The following is a 21,366-nucleotide window of genomic DNA, read 5'->3' as shown; positions in this document are numbered from 1 at the left end:
TGGATTAGCACACTTAGATTTTTTCATCGCTCTTGAATACTCATATTTATTATATTCTGAAATGGATTTAGTGTGAATCATATCCCTTGTTTCTCTGGCCATAGACTCATCCACATGACCACAGATATATAGTCCACGCTTACCAACTGTTAAAAGTGTCATATCTACATAATCAAGGGACTTCTCTCCAGCTAAAAGAGGATCAGTTTCGTTAAATAAAGCTGCAGCTTCTTGCTCATTCATTGCCAGTATAGAAACATACTCTTTAACAATTTCTAAGAAGAAGTCCCTCTTCTCTTCGACAAGACTAGATGTGCCTAGAGATAAAATAACAGGAACGTTAGAATTCTTAGCAATATCTAAGGCCTTCATTGTAGATTTAAATAATGGCGACTCTTCATCTCTAAGTAAGTATGTAGAAATTAAAAGAGAGCTCGCACCAGAGACAATATGTTCTGGAATAAACTCAGAGTCCAGCTCATTCATAATACCTTTGCCAATAGCAAAGCTTCTTTCTCTATCTGGAGTAAGAAAGCACATGGCCCTTGCCATATTTCCTTCCTTAGGTTGTAAGTGAGAAAAGTCTACTTTAGAGCTTGTTGTACAAATATACTTAAACGCATAGTCACCAACATGAATATTTTTACAAATAGTACCGAGAGCTACAGATTTATCATCAGATAGAATTGAATAATTGTGTAAGGTATTCCCTATTGCACCACCGGCGTACTCACCAATGACTCTATTTTTTGCAGCTAGATCTTGATATATTTCTTCAACTACTTCATTAGCTAGAACACAAGACTCGCCTTTTATAATTCCATACTTTTCAAGAAACTCTTCGTCTACTTCAACTTCTATATCAACAAGGAGTTGATCAATACCAACGAGATAGATATTTTCTTTTCTAGAGAAGTCAGTATCAAAAGATATCCTTCCAGATTCAGAAACGGGAAAATAGTGCTTAGTTTTTCTCTTACCTGGAAATCTCATTGTGTCCTCATTATTTACGTGTTTTTAGTAATTTATAATGAAAAGATAGTGTACTCAAGCCATTATAGTCATATTTTCATGAAGCAATTGTTTCCTTACACAAATAATTGAAATCAGGTAGTTTTCAGAATATAATTTTAGTAATGAAACTAAAAATTACTCTTTTTATACTCTTATTCAACTTTTGTTCACAAATACTTGGAGCTCAGATAGCTGTAATAAGTGTTCCAAAAGCAGTTATATTCTCTGATCAAAAGCTTACCACGCCAATTGGCTACATTTCATACGGTAAAAAAATTAAGGTCGGAGAAGTAGAAAAAAGAGATGGAACCATACTTCCAGTAATTGTTGCAGGTAGAGTTGCCTATATACAAGTGAAAGATATAGCCGTGCTCGATAGTCTAAATGAGGGTGGTATCAACACTCCAAAGATCACAGAGCATGACGTTGAACTTACATTTCAAACTGATCAAGATAAATTATCTGAAAATAACTACTTTACTGTTTCACTAGGCCAAGCAAGTGCTGGAGAAGCATGGCAAGAGTATTCAAGTGAATTTGGTGAAGAGAGTACAACCTTTAGCGTTTTGGCGCTACAGATGGAACACAGAGCTCCTATGAAGACCATATCTTGGGGATTTGGACTAACTTACTTCTCAGCTTCAAATGAAGACTTATCTGCAAAGTCTCTAGCAATTGAAGCGAACCTTTATTATTCAATATTTAATTTTAAATATATGTCTATATCGGCCTTTGGAGGACTGTTGTTTTCAGGAGACTTTCAAGTTAGTCAGGGAGATGGAGTTCAAAAGTCCAATGGTGTTTTATACGGTTATAGTTTTGGTGGTATAGCAAGAATCCTCCCCTACTCTAAGTTAGGAGCTTTCGGAGGACTATCTGTTAGAACTATTAAAGTCACTGAACTTGAGCCAATTGAGACAGACTCTGGGGCAGAGATTAGTATTGAGTCTCTATCTGGTGTAAGTGTTTTTGCCGGGCTTTCCTACAAGTTTTAATCTTTATAAAGAGTATTAGAGTTCTCTCCTGAATCTTCAGACTCTTTAGCTTTTTTCAAAAAATACTCAACTTTCTTATCTTCATTTTCAAACTCACCATCAAAATCAGATGTATTCGTATTCTTTATATCTTCATCTTGCTTTCTTTCTTCCTCAATTGCTTTTCTCTTTAATCTTTCACCAGCGCTTTCTTTTAAATTATTTTTGATAATTGAAAAGTTTGTCCCAAATTTTCTATAGGAGTAATCATATAGAGGTGCCAAATAATTATACGAATTATTGCCTCTTTCAAGAAATTGAATCATTTCTTTAAGAAACTCTTTTTTATCAGTGACATGACTCCACCCTGCATAGAGATATATCATTCCTTCTTGAGATACTCTCTTATAATATGGAAGTCCTTTATACCTAGCATATATTTCAATTGAAGATGATTCATCACTAGGCTTATACTCTAGAGCATTCATCATACGCTTTCTAATTGAGTCTGAAATAAGATGATCATGTCGTGTTTTAAGAAGTAATTTATGAACAAAACCATCTCTATAGACGTAGATTATTTCTGTTCTAAAAAGTTCCTCTAGTCCTAGGTCTAGCTTATTCTTATCTACGAGCTCAATCACCCCAAAGCTCTTATTTGTGTAATAAGAAAGGTTAGTCGCATTATTTGGAAAAAACTCTGACCTTAACTGAAGAATGTATAAATTATAAACTAACTCTTGATAAGAGATTCGCCACAGACTTTTCCAGTAATTCAGATCAAATAACTTGCCCGAAGGAATATTCAAATCTCTTGTAAAGAGATCTTTCCAAAGAGTTTTATCATCAATAGTTAAGAGGTAATTCTTAAAAAATGGTAATTCTAGTAATTTATGATGCTCTACCCTTTTATCAAACTTAAAAGACTCTAGAACCTTAAAACTCGAAACTTCATGACCACCACGAGTTTTAAACACGGCGCCTAGTACGGGTCTCTCTTTTCTTTTTTCAATAAGTGGCAAGAGGACAAACATTGGATGCCTAACTGGCAGAGGGATTTCAAAGTCTGTGAAGTGAAATACTTCCCACAAGTCTTCGGCCTCAGAAGAAACTGAGTTCATTGGATCTATATTGTAATAACTTCCTTTATGATAAGTTTCATTAGTTCTACCTATTTTATAAAACCGAGAGTCTATACCTGAGTACAAAGCCTTAGAATAAAAATGATAAGGAGCAAATGCTCCTAGAACTACCGCCGTAGCGGCCGAAACTAGTATAAGGAAGAAGAGAATTATTGCCTTCATACACGACTTTTCGGCAACTTATAGGTAAACTGAAGAAAAATCCTAAAATTTTTTGTATAATATTCGATAAGATAGATGAGGTTTTATTTTATCTTAGGAAATAATATGAAAATGGTTACATTAATAATGCTTATGTCTTTAACTCTAGTTTCTTGTGATACTGCAAGAGATAGACGAACGGCGTATTCTACAGGCACTTATGATACTACTGGTTCATATATAGCAAACCCCACAACGACGACAGGAACTGTTACTGTTGGGGGAACAGATAGTACAACAGATGACTCTACAGATGATTCTACAATACCTGATGAGATTGCACACTGCACTTGGTCAGCTGATGGAGTTAGTGGATTTGCAGAATCACATACTCATTTAGGTGAATACACTTTCTGTCAAAGTACTAATAAGAAAGATGTTTGGATTCAAGTTAAGACTCCTATTACAGACTCTCAAGTCTGTATCATTCCAACTCATAATAGTGGAAGCTCTTCAGTATATATCGGAGAGCCAAGATGCTTAATGATCTCTGATTCAAAAACTATTTATAAAGTGACTCTATATACGAATAGAACAGGGTATACTAACTTTTCTATAACTGGAGCAATGGTAATGAAGGACAAGGCGTATTTCTACCCTTCTCCATTCTATCAATATGTTCTATCACCAGATGCTTATATTTATTGTTCTCAATTTCTAGATCAATACAAAGACTCTTCGTACTGTACTGCTTTTAAAAGTGTTGGACAGTATATTTCTAAAGTATTTTAATTCTTTAGGGCCCCAGAGACTTGCTCACCTTGATGGTAACTCTTATAGAGTTCACCATCAACTGTTGGAAAGTTGAGAATTGGAATGATTAATTCTTGAATATCTTCTGATGCCGAATCAATCCTCATGCAAAGAACAAAATAAAAGAAAGAGACACCATCTTTATCAAAAGCTTTAATATAAGTATAAATTGTATCTCCAGACTTATCTTTATTTTTAAAGATTTCATCTGGAGTATCCATAGTTGCTTCAACGTACTCATCATATAATTCATAACTTTCAACAGGAATGTCCGCTGGAGAATGGAGCTTAATATGATTGGCGAGTATTTCAGATTTCTTTTGTTCGATACTTTCAACTTCATCACTGGAAATATCAATGCCTTCTATATCCTGATCATCACTAAAGTGTTCAGACAGATCAACCTCACTACCGATTCGAAACTCTTCCATTAAAAACTTACTCTCTGTTACTGTAGAAAGTAAAACATAGCCTGGATATGTATCGTACACAGTGCATAGAATAATCACATAGAACGGACGTTCTTCTTTAATTGAGACTTTATTTATAAAAGTATAGACTTTTTCGTTTATTGAATTTTCGTGACACCAAATCTCATCAGGAGCAGTCATAGACTTCTCCATGATTGTAACGTCAGATAAAAACTCTAGACAATCTTCAGTTTCAACAGCATATTTTTTTCTAAGCTTCTTCTCGATAGACTCATAGAAATTAGTCACAGGTGTAAAGTATGTTTCAATACACTTCTCAGAACAAAAAGATCTAGAAGCATCAGCTTCAACAAAGAGTAAGTCTTCTAAATTTTCGACATGATTTTTGCATTCATAGCAAAAATAGAAGTCTTTCTTAAAGCTCATATAGTCCTTATATTCTGATTTTCAAACCTGCAAATAGAGAGTTTCCATAAGCACCTGGGATATTCCAAAGCTTGGCACTAACTAATGAATTTGTATTCTGTGCACGTCTTGTTCTAAACACGCCACCCATTTCGAGTCCAACATTTGGTGATAGGCCTAAAATAACAGAAGGTTTAACATAGGAAAACTCTGTTTCTTCATCAATCTTATTAACTCTATCAGTGCTCTCACTTTTTGCAAGAGTTACCATTCCACCCTCGAGAGTAAAGCTGATATCATTTGAAACCATCCAACCGAGAGAAGTCTTAAGTAAGTTAATGTTTCCAATCTCACTTTCAGTCTCTGCACCAGGAGTTCCAGTGATATGATATTCGTATCCAAGAGCTAGAGCGAAGTTATAGAATCTTTTTGATGTTTCAATACCTATAACTTTATCAGTTCTAGTACTTGCAACACCACCGCTACCTTTAAATAGAGCTCCACCATAAATATCAACAGTGGCCATCTCTTGAGCACTACCAAATCGTAGCCAATTGAAACCAACTATAAACTTTAGTCTTCCTTTTTCATTTTCTAGAGACTCATCTTCCCCATCATTATTTCTTAGCTCTGAAGTCGCTGCCCAATAAGAGAAATCCATATAAAGATTATATTGAGTTTGAAAATGGCCTGATAATGTTAATTTTTGAAAACTTCCAGAAGCCTGGCTTTCACTAATAGACTGATGATCATATAGGGCCTTAAGCTCAAAATCTCCACCAAATATAGATGAACCACTTCCACTTGTAGCTTTAGAAGGTGCACTTCTTTGAATCATCCCTGAAGCTTTTCTAGGAGCTCTTGCTCGTGCCTTAGAAGGAGCTGAAGAGGACTCAGCTTGTGAGTAATCAACAAGAGCATAAGTATTTAAAGTTAATGTGAGGGATATTAGAGAGACTAAATACCTGATCATTTCTATCGTCCTTGAGTAAAATGAGTAGAGCTCTTCATAAGCTCATGTAATTCTCTACTATTTTACACATAAACACTAATGCCTTTCAACTATATGTGTGAAAACTAAGTAAATTTCACAATTAAAATATTTATTTTTTCTGTAACATGTTGATTTTTGTTAAATATTCACAAAAAGCAAAACTTACCCGCTAAATGTCCCTTCAGTAATTTTATAAGATTTATATGAGATTGTTAAACAGGAGAAACGCTTGAACAATTTAACCCAAAGAAAGTCCCCGTCAATGAATTCATTAATCGAAATGGCAACACACGGACATTACCCAATCATTGAAAGCTCTTGGATTAATACGCATAAAGAGCAGGGCAAAAAGCTTACAGACGCAGAAAAGAAAAAAGCACAAAAGATCCTTAAAAGAGTCTCAGAACATAGATCACTTGAGAGACAAAAAACGGTTATTTTTTCAATGAATGACATTGAAAGAAACCTATTTATATCAGCATTTTTAAATTTAGTAGAAGGGAGAATCCTAGATGAAAACCCTACTCTTCATTAAAGTAATCTGTTTAACATTTTTATTCTCAACAAATGCTAGTGCTGAATATAGAGTTTACCAATATTATATAAAGTCTAAGTTAAGAATGCCTTTAGATAAAAATGGCTACCTAGTGACATCTACGTTAGACCCAGTTAGCTATATCAGTTATCATGGTGGTAATAACTCATTAAAGGTTGACCTTTTAAGATCTTGGATGTGTGTAGGACACACGGGTGATCAAAAAGAGTTATGCCCTGGACCTGAAGAGAACTCTGGAGTATTAGCACAAAAATGAAATTAGATAGTGATTTACAATTTTCTAAAAAGCACCTAGAGAGACTAAACGACTCTCAAAGAAACCTAATATCTTCACGAGAAAAAGAGATTGAAAACCTCGACAAGATGTACGAAGAAAAGAAGTACAACGAAAGGTATAATGGAGAGGCAGAGCTTTTAGATATTAGAGATCAAAATGAAGCAGAAATTGCAGAGCAGCTTGTAAAAAAGCAAGAAAGGCTAAGCAATATAAAAATGAGCTTTGACGATTCAAAAAGAAAACTTGATAAAGAACAAGAGTTACTTACAAAGAACAATCAAGAAAAAATAAAAGATCTAAACTCAGTTTATGAGAATAAATTCAATGATACTTTTGAAAGAGTAAACACAATTGCAGATGATATTAATACAGGAACTCAGGATACACTTAGAAGACTAGAGACTGAGAATCTTGAGCGTATATCACAAGCTACATTTCAAAATAAAATCATGGCCGATGAGAAAAGTATTGAAAATGATAGAAAACTACTCAGCCAAGAAAGAACACATAAATCTCAGCAAAGAACAGCAGAGAAAGATTACGCTAGAAAAAATGCAAACATAGTAATGGAACATGAGAATGAACTCATCAACCAAAACTTCAAATTAAAGTCTCAAAGAAAAGAACTAGAAAATATTCAGCTAGCAGAAATGCAAAATATGACGGCTCAACACAAAGATCTCCTATTGCAAGAAGATAAGAGCTTCAAAGAGAAGTACTCTAATATTTCTAAAGAGCACCAGAGTGTTCTAGATAGAATTAAAAGTAGATTCACAAATCAAATAAACTCACTTCTTAATAGCCAGATGAAATTTAAAGCAAATATAGAAAATAAAGATGAAAATAGTTTCTATAGCATCACAGCTCTTGAGCCTACCGTGACAAAACTAGATGGTGCTTATGAGTTAAGCTTAGAAGTCCCAGAGTATGAAAAAGAAAATGTTCGTCTAACTGCACAAGGCCGAGACTTATCGATTACATTGACAAGAAAATTCTCTGATTCTATTGAATCTGAAGATGGAACTAAAAACAAATCTAGTAGGAGTGAAATCTTCTCTAAGAAAATACCTACAGAAGACTTATTGAACTCTAAAGAAGTTACTCAGAAATATCATGATGGCGTATTAACTTTTAATATTGCCACTCTTTAGTCGTCAGACGTTGGGTCATAGTCAGTGATATAAAAATTCACTTTTTCAACTTTTAAAATAGCTTTTAACTCTTTACTTAAAAACTTCATTCTCGACGGGTGGATAGAAATATATGCGTGAAGAATACGTTCATCTGTTTCAACATTTACAACTTCTTCACTCAATTGATTAATATCGTTAACTTCATGAAGAATCATTTGTTTAACTTGCTGCTTAACACGGCCATGAGAAAGAATCTCTACATGGTATGGCTTATTATCTTTTTCAAGCATGATGAAATTATAGAATGGGTTTAATAATTTTAAAATAATTAGAATTGTAAGCGTAAATAAAATAGCAACAAACGGATAACCAGCACCAATAGTGAGCCCTATTGCTGCAACGACCCAAATAGTAGCTGCTGTAGTCAGCCCAATGACATGCCCTCTACTTTGTATAATCGCACCTGCACCAAGAAAACCAATTCCACTAACAATCTGGGCCGGTATTCTTGAAATATCAGTAGTAGCACTCTCCGTAACTAGAATCAGAGAAATAGCAGTATAAAGACAGGCACCAAGACAGATAAGAATATTTGTTTTGATTCCGGCAGACTTCATCTTACGCTCACGGTCAAGTCCAACAAGTCCACCAAGAAGTAACGCGGTGAGGATTTGAATTCCCATTCCAACATAAAAGTTAACTGGACCAATAAGTTCAATGAATATATCGTTTGGCATATGTATTTGCATTTTTTAACCTTTATCTTAGAATACTAGCAAGACTTTATTATTACTGAGAAGATCTATTATGAAAAGACCAAACCTTGTACATTTTTTAGCGATTAAAACTGATGATTATATCTCAGTAAAAGCATCTTGCACGATGAAGGAATGGCGTGGCCCTGCGGTTGTTGATCTCTCATCCTTTACACCTAAGTTTCCAATTCAAGACTTCAGACTACTGAGATCTTCACAGTTTAGAATCAGACTTATTGGACTTAATGAAGAAAAAGAACAAGTCTTCAAGAAAACTTATGACTCAGACCACTTTGGTAACTTCAATTTTAAAATTCCTTTATACGGTGAAAGAAAGGATATTACAGTATTTCAAGCTTACGAGCTCAAAAAGAATAAGGGCCTTCAGGTACACCTTGGGAGTTTCATACCTATAGTTATTCAAGGTCATAAGAAACTCATCATTTGTGACTTTGATAAGACACTAGTTGATACAAAGTACTCAAGTACAAAAGAAGTTTATAATTCATTAACAAAGCCTCTATCTTCTTTTCCTACAGTAACAAACTCAGTTGAGTTGTTCACAAATTATATCTCTGATGGTTATCACCCATTTATTCTCTCGGCATCGCCTCACTTTTATGAAGACTCAATGAGAGATTGGCTTTATCAAAATAAAGTTTTTACAGCAGGAATATTCTTAAAAGATTACAGAAGAGTTTTTTCAATCATAGAGGGAGAGCTCACGCCTAAAGACTTAAAGATTCAGGGCCTTTACAAGCTAAACCATCTGCTAGATATCCTCATGATGACAGGTATTCCTAACGAGCTCGTTTTAATGGGAGATAACTTTGAGTCTGACCCTATTATTTATTTAACTCTATACAAGGTTCTTAATAAAGAAATTGAGCCCTGGAAGCTTTGGAATTCACTTAAGAAAGACCCTTCTTTCCAATTTAACAAGAAACAAAACTCTCAAGTATTAAGTAAGTTCTATCAACTAGGTTCAATGATCTCAGCGCGTGAAGAAAAATGTCACGTAAAGATTTACATAAGAAAGAAGGCCAATGAAAAAGAAGTATCCATTAACCCTGTTCTTAAATTAGATAATAATGTAATTGAGTTATACGATGGAATTCCAACCCATATTAAGCCATCAGAAGCCCCGGTGCTGTAAACACAATATAGCCGATACTAAAATAGAGTCCAGTGCGATGAAACCCTTTTCCATCTCCCATTTTCGAAGTTATAGGTAGATTTTCAAATTTAAAACCTATGACTTCTAGGTAGAGTCTTACAACAGCAAATACTAAGAAAACAATTTGTATAGTTTGATTGCTTGGATCGTTAAAAACAGTTAAAATATCCATTTAATCCTCCTTAGGTCGCAGATGGAACCAATTAAGCTTGTTAAACTTATCGGAAGCGCTGAAGAAAGCTTTTACCAACTTGGTATTAAAGATCGTGATGGGCATTCTTTTCTTTTAAATCATATGCAAACGGTACTCTCCCTTGGTGTGCCAAAGATTGACAAAATACTTCAGGAATTGGCTGCCAACTTCTTTGACCATCAACAAGAAAAAAACTCAACTTATAAACTGTGGTTAGATAACTACTCACAGGGTTTAGGAATATCATCTAAAGAGTTAGTTTTTACTCTTCTGCTACCTGAGCTAAGCTCATGTCTAAGTAGGTGGCTACCATCTATTAGTGGCTCAATGCTAGGCTGCTCATCATTCTTTTTCTGGGATGATAAAGAGGAGTCTCCGACACATGGTAGAATCCTAGATTTTCCTCTAGTTAGTAGTTTTGATAAGTACGAGAGAACTATTCTCTATGACTTTCCAGATCTTCCAAAAGTCTATTCATTTGCAAGTACAGGATTTCCTTTTCCAAGTATAAGCTCAATGAATGAATATGGAGTAACCTTAGCACTTCACCAGAAATTTACAGATATTCTAAATATTAGCGGTCGCTCAGTTTTTGATATTGGAAATGAACTTATTTTCAATACTCAAACTCTTGAGGATGCACTTTCAATACTAAAAAAAGCTGAAGGAATAACCACCTGGTGTTTTAACATGACTTTTCCTGATGGAAGATGGCTAAGCGCTGACTTGATGGGAAATAAATTAGAATACACTTCAGGAGAAATACAAAAAGGTGAGATGACCTACTTCAATAACGATATTCTAAGTAGTGATTTCAGTACAGCAGATTATCATCCGTATGCAATAGCTCCTCATAATGCCATGAGGTCGTGCTCTGGAAATCAGAAAATAAAACAACTTTTAAAAAAGAAAAGATTAAGTGATTTAGATGTACTTGTCTCAATGGGTACACCTAGAGCAGAAGCAACAGAACAAGGCAGTGACTGGTGCTTAGATACACTTACACCTTCCTCGGTTCAAGTCTTAACAATGAACCCGAGCAAAGGGAAATGCCTATCTATTGCAGGAGAGGCCCCAAAAGTGTTTATTGGAGACTATGAAGAACACACTAATATCTGGGAAGATATTACGATCAAATTAAAGAGTAAAAAACTAAAAACTACACCATTAAACTTTAAGCTGGGTCTTAGAGATTACATGATGGCCCAGGTTGCCTTTGATCATAAAGACTTCACTCTTGCCTATCACCATATTCAAATGGCACACGATGCTTTAGCTGACACGAAATGGGAAGTCATCAGTGAGTTCTATTTCTTAGTCTTTCAATTTATGAAAGAAAAACACAAAAAGGTTAGGGCCACACTGCTAGATAGATTCCAGGTCATTCTCCCTGATTTGCCTCCAGTACTTCAGGACCATAGCTGGCTCTACATATCGAGACTAGAAAGAATTCTACATAAGACAACTAGAGTTAAAGAAAAAGATATTGAGCATCCAGCATTGAAGAGAGTTTTAGCACTAGAAAATAAAATTCCAAATATTTTATTACACAGAAGTATTACTCTACTTATGGCTCCAAGGCTTGACCTTGTAGACGTTATCTACCCTCTATCTTAAGATGAAATAAATACATCAATTCTATTTACTTCATGACAACCATTTAAAAGTTAAGATATCACTCAGGTATTCTACAATATAATTCAAGGATACTTAGTGTTGAAGCTTATTTTTCTATTCACAATACTTAGCATTTCATCTCATGCAAGTACTATGATGGTAAGCCACAAAGGTATCTGGAAAGATCATATCTACCCTCAAAATAGTTTAGCGAGCTTAATAAAAGCCAAGAAAAATGGTTTCAATGGGATTGAATTCGATATTCAAAAGACAAAAGATTTAAAATTTGTTCTTGCACATGACAATTCAATCAGAAGGATTTCAACCTGTAAGAAACCAATCTCTGAAATGTTATTGGCCGAAGCAAGAGAGTGTGTGATTAAAAAAAATACACTTCTTCCAATTAGCAATCTGATAGTGAAGAAAGTTAAAAGGCCACAGCCTCTAACAACACTCAAAGAGGTACAAGAAAAACTTTTTGATAGTGAAGAGATTAAATTCATTTGGATTGATTTAAAAGATCAGACAGATGATATCATACCAACTTTAATAAACTTCACTAATTCAATCGCAAATCAAGAAGTACTTAACAAAATTATCATAAATAATACAAATCCAAGGCTTCTGTTAAAACTACGTAACTTAATCCCTGAGTTGAAATATTCTTTAGAAGGTAAATGGGGTTCTGAACCTCTTACAGATTACCCTAAGTATATCGATAATATAGGAATCACACATGACTATATATCTCTTAATGCAGGGTTATATTTAGGGCATGAGCCATTGTATAGAGTAATAGGTAGAAGGAAGCGATTTTGGAAGTATCTAACCTCATTATTAGAAGAAACAAAACTAAAAGAAATTCCAGTAATTGGATGGACTGTTAACAAGAAAAAAAAGATTAAAAAATTAAAAAGTCTCAATATAGACTTTCTTCTCACAGATCGAATAAATCCTTGAACTACACAGAAAGATTACCTAGTCACTTAACTTAATTCTTTATAGGTGAGTCTACCCTTTTAATTTGTTCATTAATTTCTTTTAATGATTCTTCTAAAAGCTTTATACGCTTCTCAGAATCTTCTTGATACTTGATAAACTTCTCTACTAGTTTCTCAACTTTTTGTTGATCTATGAACTCTATATCTTTCTTTAGTTGAGATATGTCTTCTGAACGAAGACTATCAACGTCACTCTTAATTAGTTTTTGAGTTATAGACAGGTCCTCTATAAGATTTTTTAAACCCTTAAAGTCTGGCCTATCATCAAGGTGTTTTTTCAGATCCTGAATTGTCTTATCAACAGAAACAATATGCTTTTCAATTGAGTTTATTCTCTCTAATTTATTAAGCCCAGAGTTTTCCTTAACTTCAAACTCTTGACCAATCGAACTCCACATAAATAAGGTGGCACTACATATTATTAAAAATTTCAAAATCAAATCCTATACTCATAGCTCTAGCTCAAAAGGTAAATCAATTCCTCTAGAGAAAATTTCTTCTGTTTCAATATCATCATAACAATCTATCTTTTCCAAGACAAATCGTCCTGACTCTAAGTAAGACTTTCCTTCAAAGTTAATGTTTTGAAAAGCAACAACTTCATAAGTATTGCCGTCAACGTGGCGGATACTAAATTGATTAGAAAGCTTTAAAACTTTTTCAGGAGAAAATCTATACCGTACATACGCCTTAAAATCACTCTTTAGAAAGCCTCCATTATTAGAAGTGGCCCCATCTTCAAAGTAGATATCTTGATAGTGGTAATTAGTATTTCCTTTATAAATTACTGCAGAGTGAACGATGTACTCTTCTTCATCGACAGAGATAAAGAAAAGAGGGTTTTCATTTAAATTTATAACGGAATAATTATCGGCGCTATTTTCTAGATAACTATCATTGTAGACTACTGTCTGATAACAACCAGGAACTTCCCCCCACGACATGGCATATGAGCTAATACTAAAAATAACAACAAATAAGAACTTCACAGAGAACCATTTCATATCCTTCTCCCTAGGTAAGAATATTTAGCTTCTTCTTTTTATGATCTAGTGGACCATCCTTATAAATATGATCTTCTTCCTCTTCAAGAAGGTGATCTTTATGAAGGTTCTCTTTAGCGGTATCAAGTTCACTTGCAGTTGCAGATAGCTCTACGGGCTCGTCATTATGTTTAGTGACTGGAGGGTGATCTAATGGAAATAGAATCTTCACATTTAAGGCCATGCCTTATTATACCCTCCCAAATCTTAATAAATTGCGAGGGAATATGTAAATTATTTAATATTAGGTAGTTACTTAAGATTTTTAAGATTAAGGAGTGGGTCTCCTTGTAAGTGATACCAGACAAGATTTTCTAGAGCAGCTTCTCGATCATCAATATTTTCAAGGAGATAGCTCTGACCTTCAAAAATAACATCAGCTAAATGCCTCTGATTATTCTCACTTACTGCCTTATTTATACCTATTGCCATAATGGCCGGAGGGTCCCAACTTATATCAACACTTCCCCCATAGTAGGCCACTGCGCCACCTTTATGATTTCCTCCCCTCATAAAAGTCTCCCCCATTCTACCTTCATTGCTATAGCGTCCATTTTGGCAGGCAACATCAATAACGACAGGTCTTACAACGCCATCCTCATCATTAACAATATCTGCAACGGTAAACTCACGCCCATAAACAGAAGGCCATTCATGGCCAGTTCCATGTCCAATATAATTAAGCCATATACTTCCACTATTTAATTGAGATGAAATATTTTCAGCACTCCCACTTTCATCAGCTTGAAAAAACTCGTTGCTATTCCAGTTAAATTTTGAACTTAGTGGCCTTTGCATTTCTCTAACATATTCAACATCATCAGGTGCACTTCCTTCGTCAGAGGCAATCGCAATCATCTCATTTTTCCCAGCTGGCAATCTCCAACTTCTATTTTCAAATTCAAAAGTCTTATTGATCACTGTAGTAAGCTCTTCAGTATTAGAAACCGACAATCTTCCGTATAAAACATCAGGAATAACATCGTCGTCTCCATCCATTGTATAATAGTTCATATCTGATGGAGTTCTAGTATCAAATTGAGTCATAACATATTCAGTAGGAAACTCTTCTTCATGTCCAATAATTAGAGAATAAGAAAATGGTTTATTCTTATAAAGAGAATGAATAAATTCTTTAATTTCAATAAAGTCACTACCGACTTCATCTAAAGGATAGAAATTGACTGTAAATCCCTGCTGCTCTCTAAGCTCAATCAGAGATTGCAAAGTTGTTTGATATCTTCTGTGAGCAAAAATATTATAGTTTTTATCAGTAGCTTTCATCTTAAAAAAACTAAGTCTTTTGTTGATAGTCTTTATACTAAGCTTAGCGCTTGTAATGAGTCTGGCTCCTTTAGAGTGATTATAGGCAACAGGAAATACCATGACTTTAGTAATCGACTTACCTTTAAAGGTTCCTAAGAACTCTTTCTTTATATGTGAAAGAGACTCCTTACTATATTGGTCTTCTTTGTAATCGGCTGAAAACTTCCATGGAACGACTTCACATCGGCAAGGCATCTCCTGGGCAGGAGAAGGAATGAGTCCTTCAATGAATGAGACCTCTTTAGCATCTAAGTAAACCTCTATATCGTCTGGACTTCCCATGATTAAGAAAGACTTAAAAGGTAGTGCTGGTGCACCCGGTGTTTTGGCCTGTTGCCAGGAGTGAATAGCGATATCTTTGAAAAGGAATGGTGACTCCAAGTTAGATTTCTTTATGGAAATGTCACTCTTATTGAAGTCCCAAAGGATCTCTAACTCTTGACCATTACTAGTAACTTTTTGTTTAACACTAGGATCAGCAAAAGCTATTTGAGAAATAGTTATAATAATTAAGGTCATCAATACCTTTTGCATACTTTCTTCCTTTGATAAGTCTATATATCTCGTAACGGAATAAAGTTTCAGAAGGCTGAATAAGTAGGAAAAGGCACACATAAATGGAAGAAAATTCCAATATTTTTCACAAACACGAAGTCGCGAAGCGTCATATTAGGTTAAAATAACAGAAAATATTACAGATTCTTCACTTTCCGTCTATTTTTAGGAAAACCTAACTGACATTATCAAACATTTCATGATAAATAGGCCTAACGAAAAAATTTATAACTTATTGAATTGTTTTATATTTATAAATCTAGGAGACAACACATGTTTACGATGAAGAAAGCACTTCTTCTTGCACTCTCTACAGTCCTTTTTGTAGGTTGTGTAAATGAAGCAAAACTTGGTTCTGCCAACAACCCTGTAAAGCTCTACTTTACTCCATCAGTTGACGCTGACACTATTGCCTCTAATTCTCAAGAGTTCATTCAATTCTTAGAAAAAGAAACAGGACTTATCTTTAAGACAGGTATTCCTACTAACTACATCGCTGTTGTAGAAGCTTTTGGATCTAAGAGGGCTGACATTGGTGTTATGAATTCTTTTGGTTATATCCTAGCTCACCAAAAATATGGTGCGACTGCAAAACTTAGAGTTCTTCGTTACGGACATGACTACTATCAAGGTCAAATTGTTGCTCACGTTGATAGTGGAATCAACTCTGTAAAAGACCTTCAAGGTAAGAAATTTGCTTTTACAGATCCTTCATCAACTTCTGGTTACATGTTTCCATTAAAAATATTAAAAGATAACAACGTTGAGCTTTCAAATACAACTTTTGGTATTAAGCACGATAACGTAATCACTATGGTTTACCAAAAGCAGGTAGACGCTGGTGCAACATACTACTCTGCCCCTGCAGAAGACGGTAAAATCAGAGACGCTAGAGATAGAGTAAGAACTCAATTTCCAGATGTTGAAGAAAAAGTAAAAATCGTTCAAATTACAGAAAAAATACCAAATGACCCATTCGTATTTAGAAAAGACCTTGATCCAGAAATTACAAAGAAATTCATTGCAGCTGTAAAGAAATTCATTGCTACTGACGCTGGTCAAAGTATCTTCAAGAATATCTATAGTGTTCAAGGTATTGTAGACACAACTGATGCTGATTATGACGGACTTAGATCAATGATTAAGTCTGTTGGAATTGATATTGAATCTAAACTTAAATAATTAACGGAAGACAAAAAAATGCTTAATGTTAAAGATTTACACAAGAAATACCCAAATGGAACACATGCTTTAAAAGGCGTTTCATTTGATGTAACTCCAGGTGAGTTCCTAGTTGTTATTGGACTATCTGGATCAGGAAAATCAACTCTTCTAAGATGTATCAACAGATTACATGAGCCAAGCCATGGTTCTATTTCTTTTGAAGGGAACGACGTAACTCACATTAGTGGACAACCACTAAGAACTCTTAGATCAAATGTTGGGATGATTTTTCAACACTTCAACCTGATCCCAAGAAAAACAGTTATGACAAATGTTCTTTCTGGATCATTATCTAGAACAGGAATCTTCAATTCTATCTTCGGTTTCTTTTCTGAAGAAGATAGAGAAAAGGCTAAAAGATTCATTAAGATTGTAGGACTTGAAGGTAAAGAAAACCAAAGAGCTGACAATCTTTCAGGTGGACAGCAACAACGTGTAGCTATTGCTAGAGCGTTAATGCAAAACCCAAAAGTACTTCTTGCTGATGAGCCTGTAGCGTCTCTTGACCCTGCAACTTCTCACTCTGTAATGCAGTACCTTAAGAAAGTTAATGAAGAACTAGGTGTAACTGTAATATGTAACCTCCACTTCTTATCACTAGTAAGACAATATGCTTCAAGAGTTATTGCACTTAAAGGTGGTAAGTTAATTTATGAAGGTCAGCCTTTAGAAATTGACGAGAACTGGTTTAAAACAATCTACGGTGAAGAAGCTGTAGAAGTTACAATTGACTAACTAGAGGTAAGTAATGACAACATTAATACAAGATGCCATTCCTGGTGAAAATAAAGGCGCAGGCCTTAAGAAAATGAAAAAAGTAGTAAGAGCTTATGCAATAGATTTATTCATTTGGTCTTATATGATTTTAGCTTCATGGAAGATTATCTATGAAAAAATCGTTATTGGTGCAAGATATTCTACATTTACTTGGAGCCAACCGCTCCTAGCAGTAGGTATTGGTGCAGTAGTAGCTCTAGCGCTATTCTTTACAAGAGTATCAATCGGTAAAGCTGTTTCAGGGTTATACGAAAGTAGACCAGAAAGAACTGTTCTATCTGAGCCATACACAATGCTTGGTTATGTACTTCTTATAGTTACTTTTGTATCTGGGATCTTCATCTCGCAAGTAAGTATCACAGAATTCCTATCTTCAAGTGGACTACATGGAGCTAGAAGAATTTTCACTGCTCTTTTTAATCCTAATTTTGCAATTATTGAAGAAGCACTATTTGCGGCGATTGAAACTATCTATATGGCATTCATAGCAACAATGCTTGCTCTTCCAATGGCATTTATTATTGCATTCTTTGCAGCTAGAAACCTTATGAACGGTTCTAAAGTAACGCTAGCTATTTATAGTGTAGTAAGATTCTTCCTAAACGTTTCAAGATCAATTGAGCCACTTGTTTGGGCAATTATCTTCTCTGTATGGGTTGGAATTGGACCATTCGCAGGTATGCTTGCACTATGGTTGCACTCAGTATCTTCACTTTCAAAGCTATACTCAGAGCAAATTGAGAACATTTCAAATGGTCCAATCGAAGCGATGACAGCAACTGGTGCTCACCCAATCCAAGTAATTTGGTTTGGAGTTGTTCCTCAAATTGTTCTACCTTACCTATCATTCACAATCTACCGTTGGGATATCAACGTTAGAATGGCGACTGTAATTGGTCTAGTTGGTGGTGGTGGTATTGGTACAATGCTTATGCAGTACCAAGGTCTAGCAAAGTGGAATGAAGTTGGACTTCTAGTAATCATCATTGCAGCTATTGTTTGGATAATGGATTACCTATCTTCTAAAATTAGAGAAGCTATTAAGTAACACTTTAAATACATTTAAAATAGGAAAGGCCCTGGTAATTCAGGGCCTTTTTTATTATATGAAACTTAATTTATTCATTAGAGACAAACTAAAAAGAAAACCAGCTTCTTTTCTTTTTCTTTTTTACCTTTACTGGAGATATTAAGATCTTACGAGATCCTTTAAAGATTTTAGCTGCAAGCTTTCCTTCACTCGTAAATGTTGTAGTCATATAGTCTGTAAAGTCATTTGGCTGTCTAACAGCATATAACTCATTATTATAGCATGTAAGCATCATATTAAACTCTTTACCACTATCAGTATTGAATTTAGCGTTTGAATTCAACTGACCTTGTCCATTCAGTATTTTAAGACTCTTATCAGAGCAGTATTCTACGTATGGAATAAGCTGAGCATTGAAACGCTCTTGGGACTTTAATAGATCTTCCTTTACTGCACTAATCTTCTTCGTACCATGAACACCTACTCTCTGCAGGGCATTTCGTATAGCTGCAATCTTAGAAAAAAGACTCTTCGCAATCTCAGGCATATCCTCATCTTCAGCATTTGAATGAAGCTTTATAAGATTTTCAAAGAGATGAGTAAGTTGATTGATTTTATCGTGATCGTTTCCAGACCCTTCTAGAATAACAATAAGAGCTTCCTCAATTTGTTGAGCTCTAGTATCAGAAATCTCTTCAGAACTAAAGTAAACCTCAGACCTTATTTTCTCTAATAAAACTCGAGCTCCAAGAACAGTGTCAGTCCATGCTGAAAAGCTGTGATCAATCCATAAAGATGTTCTTAAAACATTTAACTTAAGTAACTTTTGAGAAACAGTATCTCCCTGAATATATACTAACCCTCTGTTCTTAAAATAAATATCTTCACTCCAAGGCATAAGCTCAAAGTACTTCTTAATATCAATCGAAATTTCTTCAAGAGAAGATTCAACAATCGCTTTCACTGAGTCGTCAACTCTTTGAAAAGGAGAGCCACTCCACTGAATGCCTATAAGCTTTAACTCTGCATCGCTTACGTCATGTAGATCTAGAACACCAGCTGTTGTAGTCTGGAGCTTTGATATATTACTATCTAAACTATTTGTTATGAGACCAAGATTCTTTTTAATCTTAACAATAGTTGCATTCGTCAATCTTGATGTAATAAGCTCATATGGATTTAAACTTGTTTCAATATCTTCAACTTGATTCCACGTCTGTCTAATCTCAGTGAGAGTTTCTTCATCATCAGTTACAAGAGAGCTTAAATACTTAGAGTAACGATCATTATCTAAATTAACAGTTTCCTTGATTTCTAGAAGAAACAGATACTCTAAATAATTTATGAGTTTTCTAAAACTATTGAAATACTCTTTATCCTTCTTATATCTTAGCGCATAGATTTTTAAGTTAGAAAATGGGTTAGAGGCCATCGCAAGTTTAGCAACGAAGAGATCATCACCATGAATGAATTGCTCTATAAGCTTTTTATGAGTCGAAACCTTACCTTTTACAATATTAAAATCAACAATAAGCTCTTTTAAAAACTGTAGAGATTTCCCATATGCATGATATTCATTAAATACACTTAATCTTAATGCTGCCCCTATCCACTCTTTAACTATGGCAACTTCATGATCAGGAAGAGTATCCACATCTAACTTTGCAGAAAGGTCTCTTAAAGTATTCTCATTTTTTTCATTATAAAATTTATTCAAATGATTATCATCACCTTCAAAAAAGACATTATCTAAGAAGTTCAAGTTTATTTCACTTACAATCTCACTATTGCCAGTCCATTTTTGAAGTATATTTTTCGCCTTAGGTAGGAGTTCAATAAAGCTCTTCCTTGCATTATCTAGAGCGGGGTCTGCAGCGTGTATCATTTCATGTACAAAAGTAATAATTGTCTCTTCTATAGAGTCACGCGCAAAATCAATTGCAAAAAGTTTTCTATTTGCAATATAAACACCCGAAACATTAAACCTCTTATTAGTTTTTGCTAATAGATTATCTTCATGATGACTAGATTCTCTAGCTAATAACTTTCTAGCGTCTGGAGACAGGTCTATGATCGTTAGATCACCATTATTTAATTTCTTTTCAAACGCCTGTGCTATTTCCTTAAGTCCAGTAATTTTACTTAGCTTAACCAGAGATAGAAAAGAGTTAACGTATCGTGTTTTCCAAGCAGAGTTAACTAGCTTCACCTTGTCTCTAGAGTATTCATCAATATTTACATCACGAAGATATCTAATTATTTGGACTTTTACAGAGTATAAATTTGAAAAGTGGTTATAAGTCCCCTCACTACCAAACATATTATCTACAACTTTATACGAAGGAATATCTGCTTCGATGGCGTTTAATCCATTTAAAAAGTTATTTAACTCAATATTTTCAACAGTACCGCTTTCATCAAATGAGTCTTGCCAAAGAGACATCTCATATAATTGCTCAACAAGGCCAAGCGGGAGTTTATTTGAAACACTACCTGCAATGGCCGAGTAGCTGATGAAGAGTGTAAATATGATTAAAATAAATTTTTTCATAAAAGTGTCCTAAATCTAACCACTGTATAAAACTTGTACAGTATTAGGTTGAATCTCTAAGTAACATAAAATATGACATGCTTTGTATGTATATAAAGCAATATCAGTGCCAACTAAAATCTATTATTGAACTCCATTATAAGTGTGTAAATAGACCTTCTAAGCTTTGCAACATCATCTCTCTCAGGAATAACTCCCGCCTGGATACTTCTAACAACTTTTTTATAAGAAGCTGAT

22 protein-coding genes are annotated in these 21,366 nt (G+C 34.6%); 11 read left to right on the top strand and 11 right to left on the bottom strand.

Translation table 11 applies throughout. The features are described 5' to 3' along the window. A partial coding sequence (locus ABX784_RS08885; RefSeq protein ID WP_372654671.1) for an inosine/guanosine kinase occupies positions 1–993 on the bottom strand: 993 nt, incomplete at its 3' end. Positions 994–1,136: 143 nt separating this feature from the next. Here ABX784_RS08885 and ABX784_RS08880 point away from each other — a divergent pair. Further along, complete coding sequence (locus ABX784_RS08880) at positions 1,137–2,009, top strand: hypothetical protein (protein ID WP_372654670.1); 873 nt, start codon at positions 1,137–1,139, stop codon at positions 2,007–2,009. On the opposite strand, the gene ABX784_RS08875 is transcribed toward ABX784_RS08880, so the two are convergent. Next, entirely contained in the window at positions 2,006–3,292 is a 1,287-nt protein-coding gene (locus tag ABX784_RS08875; RefSeq protein WP_372654669.1) for a hypothetical protein, read from the bottom strand. The two genes, ABX784_RS08880 and ABX784_RS08875, sit on opposite strands and share 4 nt — an antisense overlap. A 105-nt stretch (positions 3,293–3,397) precedes the next feature. Here ABX784_RS08875 and ABX784_RS08870 point away from each other — a divergent pair, with 105 nt between their 5' ends. Next, positions 3,398–4,063, top strand: coding sequence for a hypothetical protein (locus ABX784_RS08870; protein WP_372654668.1), 666 nt, complete (start codon positions 3,398–3,400; stop codon positions 4,061–4,063). Here ABX784_RS08870 and ABX784_RS08865 read toward each other — a convergent pair. Both ABX784_RS08865 and ABX784_RS08860 read right to left on the bottom strand, forming a co-directional pair. Beyond that, entirely contained in the window at positions 4,060–4,941 is an 882-nt protein-coding gene (locus ABX784_RS08865) for a hypothetical protein (RefSeq protein ID WP_372654667.1), read from the bottom strand. The genes ABX784_RS08870 and ABX784_RS08865 overlap by 4 nt on opposite strands. A 7-nt stretch (positions 4,942–4,948) precedes the next feature. Continuing rightward, positions 4,949–5,893 (bottom strand): hypothetical protein, encoded by a 945-nt coding sequence (locus tag ABX784_RS08860; protein WP_372654666.1) that lies wholly within the window; start codon positions 5,891–5,893, stop codon positions 4,949–4,951. Positions 5,894–6,143: 250 nt separating this feature from the next. Here ABX784_RS08860 and ABX784_RS08855 point away from each other — a divergent pair, with 250 nt between their 5' ends. From ABX784_RS08855 to ABX784_RS08845, 3 genes are read left to right on the top strand one after another with little or no spacing between them, the layout of a single operon-like run. Next, entirely contained in the window at positions 6,144–6,449 is a 306-nt protein-coding gene (locus tag ABX784_RS08855; protein WP_372654665.1) for a hypothetical protein, read from the top strand. Then, positions 6,427–6,726 (top strand): hypothetical protein, encoded by a 300-nt coding sequence (locus tag ABX784_RS08850; RefSeq protein WP_372654664.1) that lies wholly within the window; start codon positions 6,427–6,429, stop codon positions 6,724–6,726. The genes ABX784_RS08855 and ABX784_RS08850 overlap by 23 nt, the downstream gene beginning before the upstream one ends. Further along, positions 6,723–7,898 (top strand): Hsp20/alpha crystallin family protein, encoded by a 1,176-nt coding sequence (locus ABX784_RS08845; protein WP_372654663.1) that lies wholly within the window; start codon positions 6,723–6,725, stop codon positions 7,896–7,898. The genes ABX784_RS08850 and ABX784_RS08845 overlap by 4 nt, the downstream gene beginning before the upstream one ends. On the opposite strand, the gene ABX784_RS08840 is transcribed toward ABX784_RS08845, so the two are convergent. Next, positions 7,895–8,629 (bottom strand): MgtC/SapB family protein, encoded by a 735-nt coding sequence (locus ABX784_RS08840; RefSeq protein WP_372654662.1) that lies wholly within the window; start codon positions 8,627–8,629, stop codon positions 7,895–7,897. The genes ABX784_RS08845 and ABX784_RS08840 overlap by 4 nt on opposite strands. A 58-nt stretch (positions 8,630–8,687) precedes the next feature. Here ABX784_RS08840 and ABX784_RS08835 point away from each other — a divergent pair, with 58 nt between their 5' ends. Further along, a complete protein-coding gene (locus ABX784_RS08835; protein WP_372654661.1) occupies positions 8,688–9,791 on the top strand; it encodes a phosphatase domain-containing protein in 1,104 nt (367 codons plus the stop codon). Here the strand turns inward: ABX784_RS08835 and ABX784_RS08830 are convergent. Next, the gene (locus ABX784_RS08830) at positions 9,763–9,984 is read right to left on the bottom strand and encodes a hypothetical protein (RefSeq protein ID WP_372654660.1); all 222 of its coding nucleotides are present in this window, start codon (positions 9,982–9,984) and stop codon (positions 9,763–9,765) included. The genes ABX784_RS08835 and ABX784_RS08830 overlap by 29 nt on opposite strands. A 21-nt stretch (positions 9,985–10,005) precedes the next feature. On the opposite strand from ABX784_RS08830, the gene ABX784_RS08825 reads away from it, so the two are divergent. Together ABX784_RS08825 and ABX784_RS08820 are read left to right on the top strand one after the other, a co-directional pair. Beyond that, positions 10,006–11,622: a hypothetical protein gene (locus ABX784_RS08825; RefSeq protein ID WP_372654659.1), complete on the top strand. Its 1,617-nt coding sequence runs from the start codon at positions 10,006–10,008 to the stop codon at positions 11,620–11,622. Between the two features lie 96 nt (positions 11,623–11,718). Beyond that, positions 11,719–12,582, top strand: a complete 864-nt coding sequence (locus tag ABX784_RS08820; RefSeq protein ID WP_372654658.1) for a glycerophosphodiester phosphodiesterase family protein — start codon at positions 11,719–11,721, stop codon at positions 12,580–12,582. 31 nt (positions 12,583–12,613) lie between these two features. Here ABX784_RS08820 and ABX784_RS08815 read toward each other — a convergent pair whose 3' ends face one another. The 4 genes from ABX784_RS08815 to ABX784_RS08800 form a co-directional block, all read right to left on the bottom strand. Further along, complete coding sequence (locus ABX784_RS08815) at positions 12,614–13,057, bottom strand: hypothetical protein (RefSeq protein ID WP_372654657.1); 444 nt, start codon at positions 13,055–13,057, stop codon at positions 12,614–12,616. Between the two features lie 15 nt (positions 13,058–13,072). Continuing rightward, positions 13,073–13,627, bottom strand: coding sequence for a hypothetical protein (locus ABX784_RS08810; protein ID WP_372654656.1), 555 nt, complete (start codon positions 13,625–13,627; stop codon positions 13,073–13,075). 10 nt (positions 13,628–13,637) lie between these two features. Continuing rightward, a complete protein-coding gene (locus tag ABX784_RS08805) occupies positions 13,638–13,850 on the bottom strand; it encodes a hypothetical protein (RefSeq protein WP_372654655.1) in 213 nt (70 codons plus the stop codon). A gap of 68 nt (positions 13,851–13,918) precedes the next feature. Continuing rightward, positions 13,919–15,526 carry a C25 family cysteine peptidase gene (locus ABX784_RS08800; protein ID WP_372654654.1) on the bottom strand — a complete coding sequence of 536 codons (1,608 nt, stop codon included), beginning with the start codon at positions 15,524–15,526 and terminating at the stop codon, positions 13,919–13,921. Between the two features lie 294 nt (positions 15,527–15,820). On the opposite strand from ABX784_RS08800, the gene ABX784_RS08795 reads away from it, so the two are divergent. Genes ABX784_RS08795 through phnE form a run of 3 tightly spaced genes read left to right on the top strand, consistent with a single transcriptional unit; the run spans position 15,821 to position 18,596 of the window. Further along, the gene (locus ABX784_RS08795; protein ID WP_372654653.1) at positions 15,821–16,729 is read left to right on the top strand and encodes a phosphate/phosphite/phosphonate ABC transporter substrate-binding protein; all 909 of its coding nucleotides are present in this window, start codon (positions 15,821–15,823) and stop codon (positions 16,727–16,729) included. A gap of 18 nt (positions 16,730–16,747) precedes the next feature. Further along, positions 16,748–17,506 (top strand): phosphonate ABC transporter ATP-binding protein, encoded by a 759-nt coding sequence (gene phnC, locus ABX784_RS08790; RefSeq protein ID WP_372654652.1) that lies wholly within the window; start codon positions 16,748–16,750, stop codon positions 17,504–17,506. Between the two features lie 13 nt (positions 17,507–17,519). After that, a complete protein-coding gene (gene phnE, locus ABX784_RS08785; RefSeq protein WP_372654651.1) occupies positions 17,520–18,596 on the top strand; it encodes a phosphonate ABC transporter, permease protein PhnE in 1,077 nt (358 codons plus the stop codon). A gap of 88 nt (positions 18,597–18,684) precedes the next feature. Here the strand turns inward: phnE and ABX784_RS08780 are convergent, their stop codons facing one another. Further along, the gene (locus ABX784_RS08780; protein ID WP_372654650.1) at positions 18,685–21,129 is read right to left on the bottom strand and encodes a hypothetical protein; all 2,445 of its coding nucleotides are present in this window, start codon (positions 21,127–21,129) and stop codon (positions 18,685–18,687) included. Between the last annotated feature and the right edge of the window lie 237 nt (positions 21,130–21,366).

This window comes from Halobacteriovorax sp. (genome assembly GCF_041587335.1).
Lineage (GTDB): Bacteria > Bdellovibrionota > Bacteriovoracia > Bacteriovoracales > Bacteriovoracaceae > Halobacteriovorax.
Note: the sequence above shows the minus strand (reverse complement) of the source record. Positions and strands in the feature narration are given on the sequence as shown.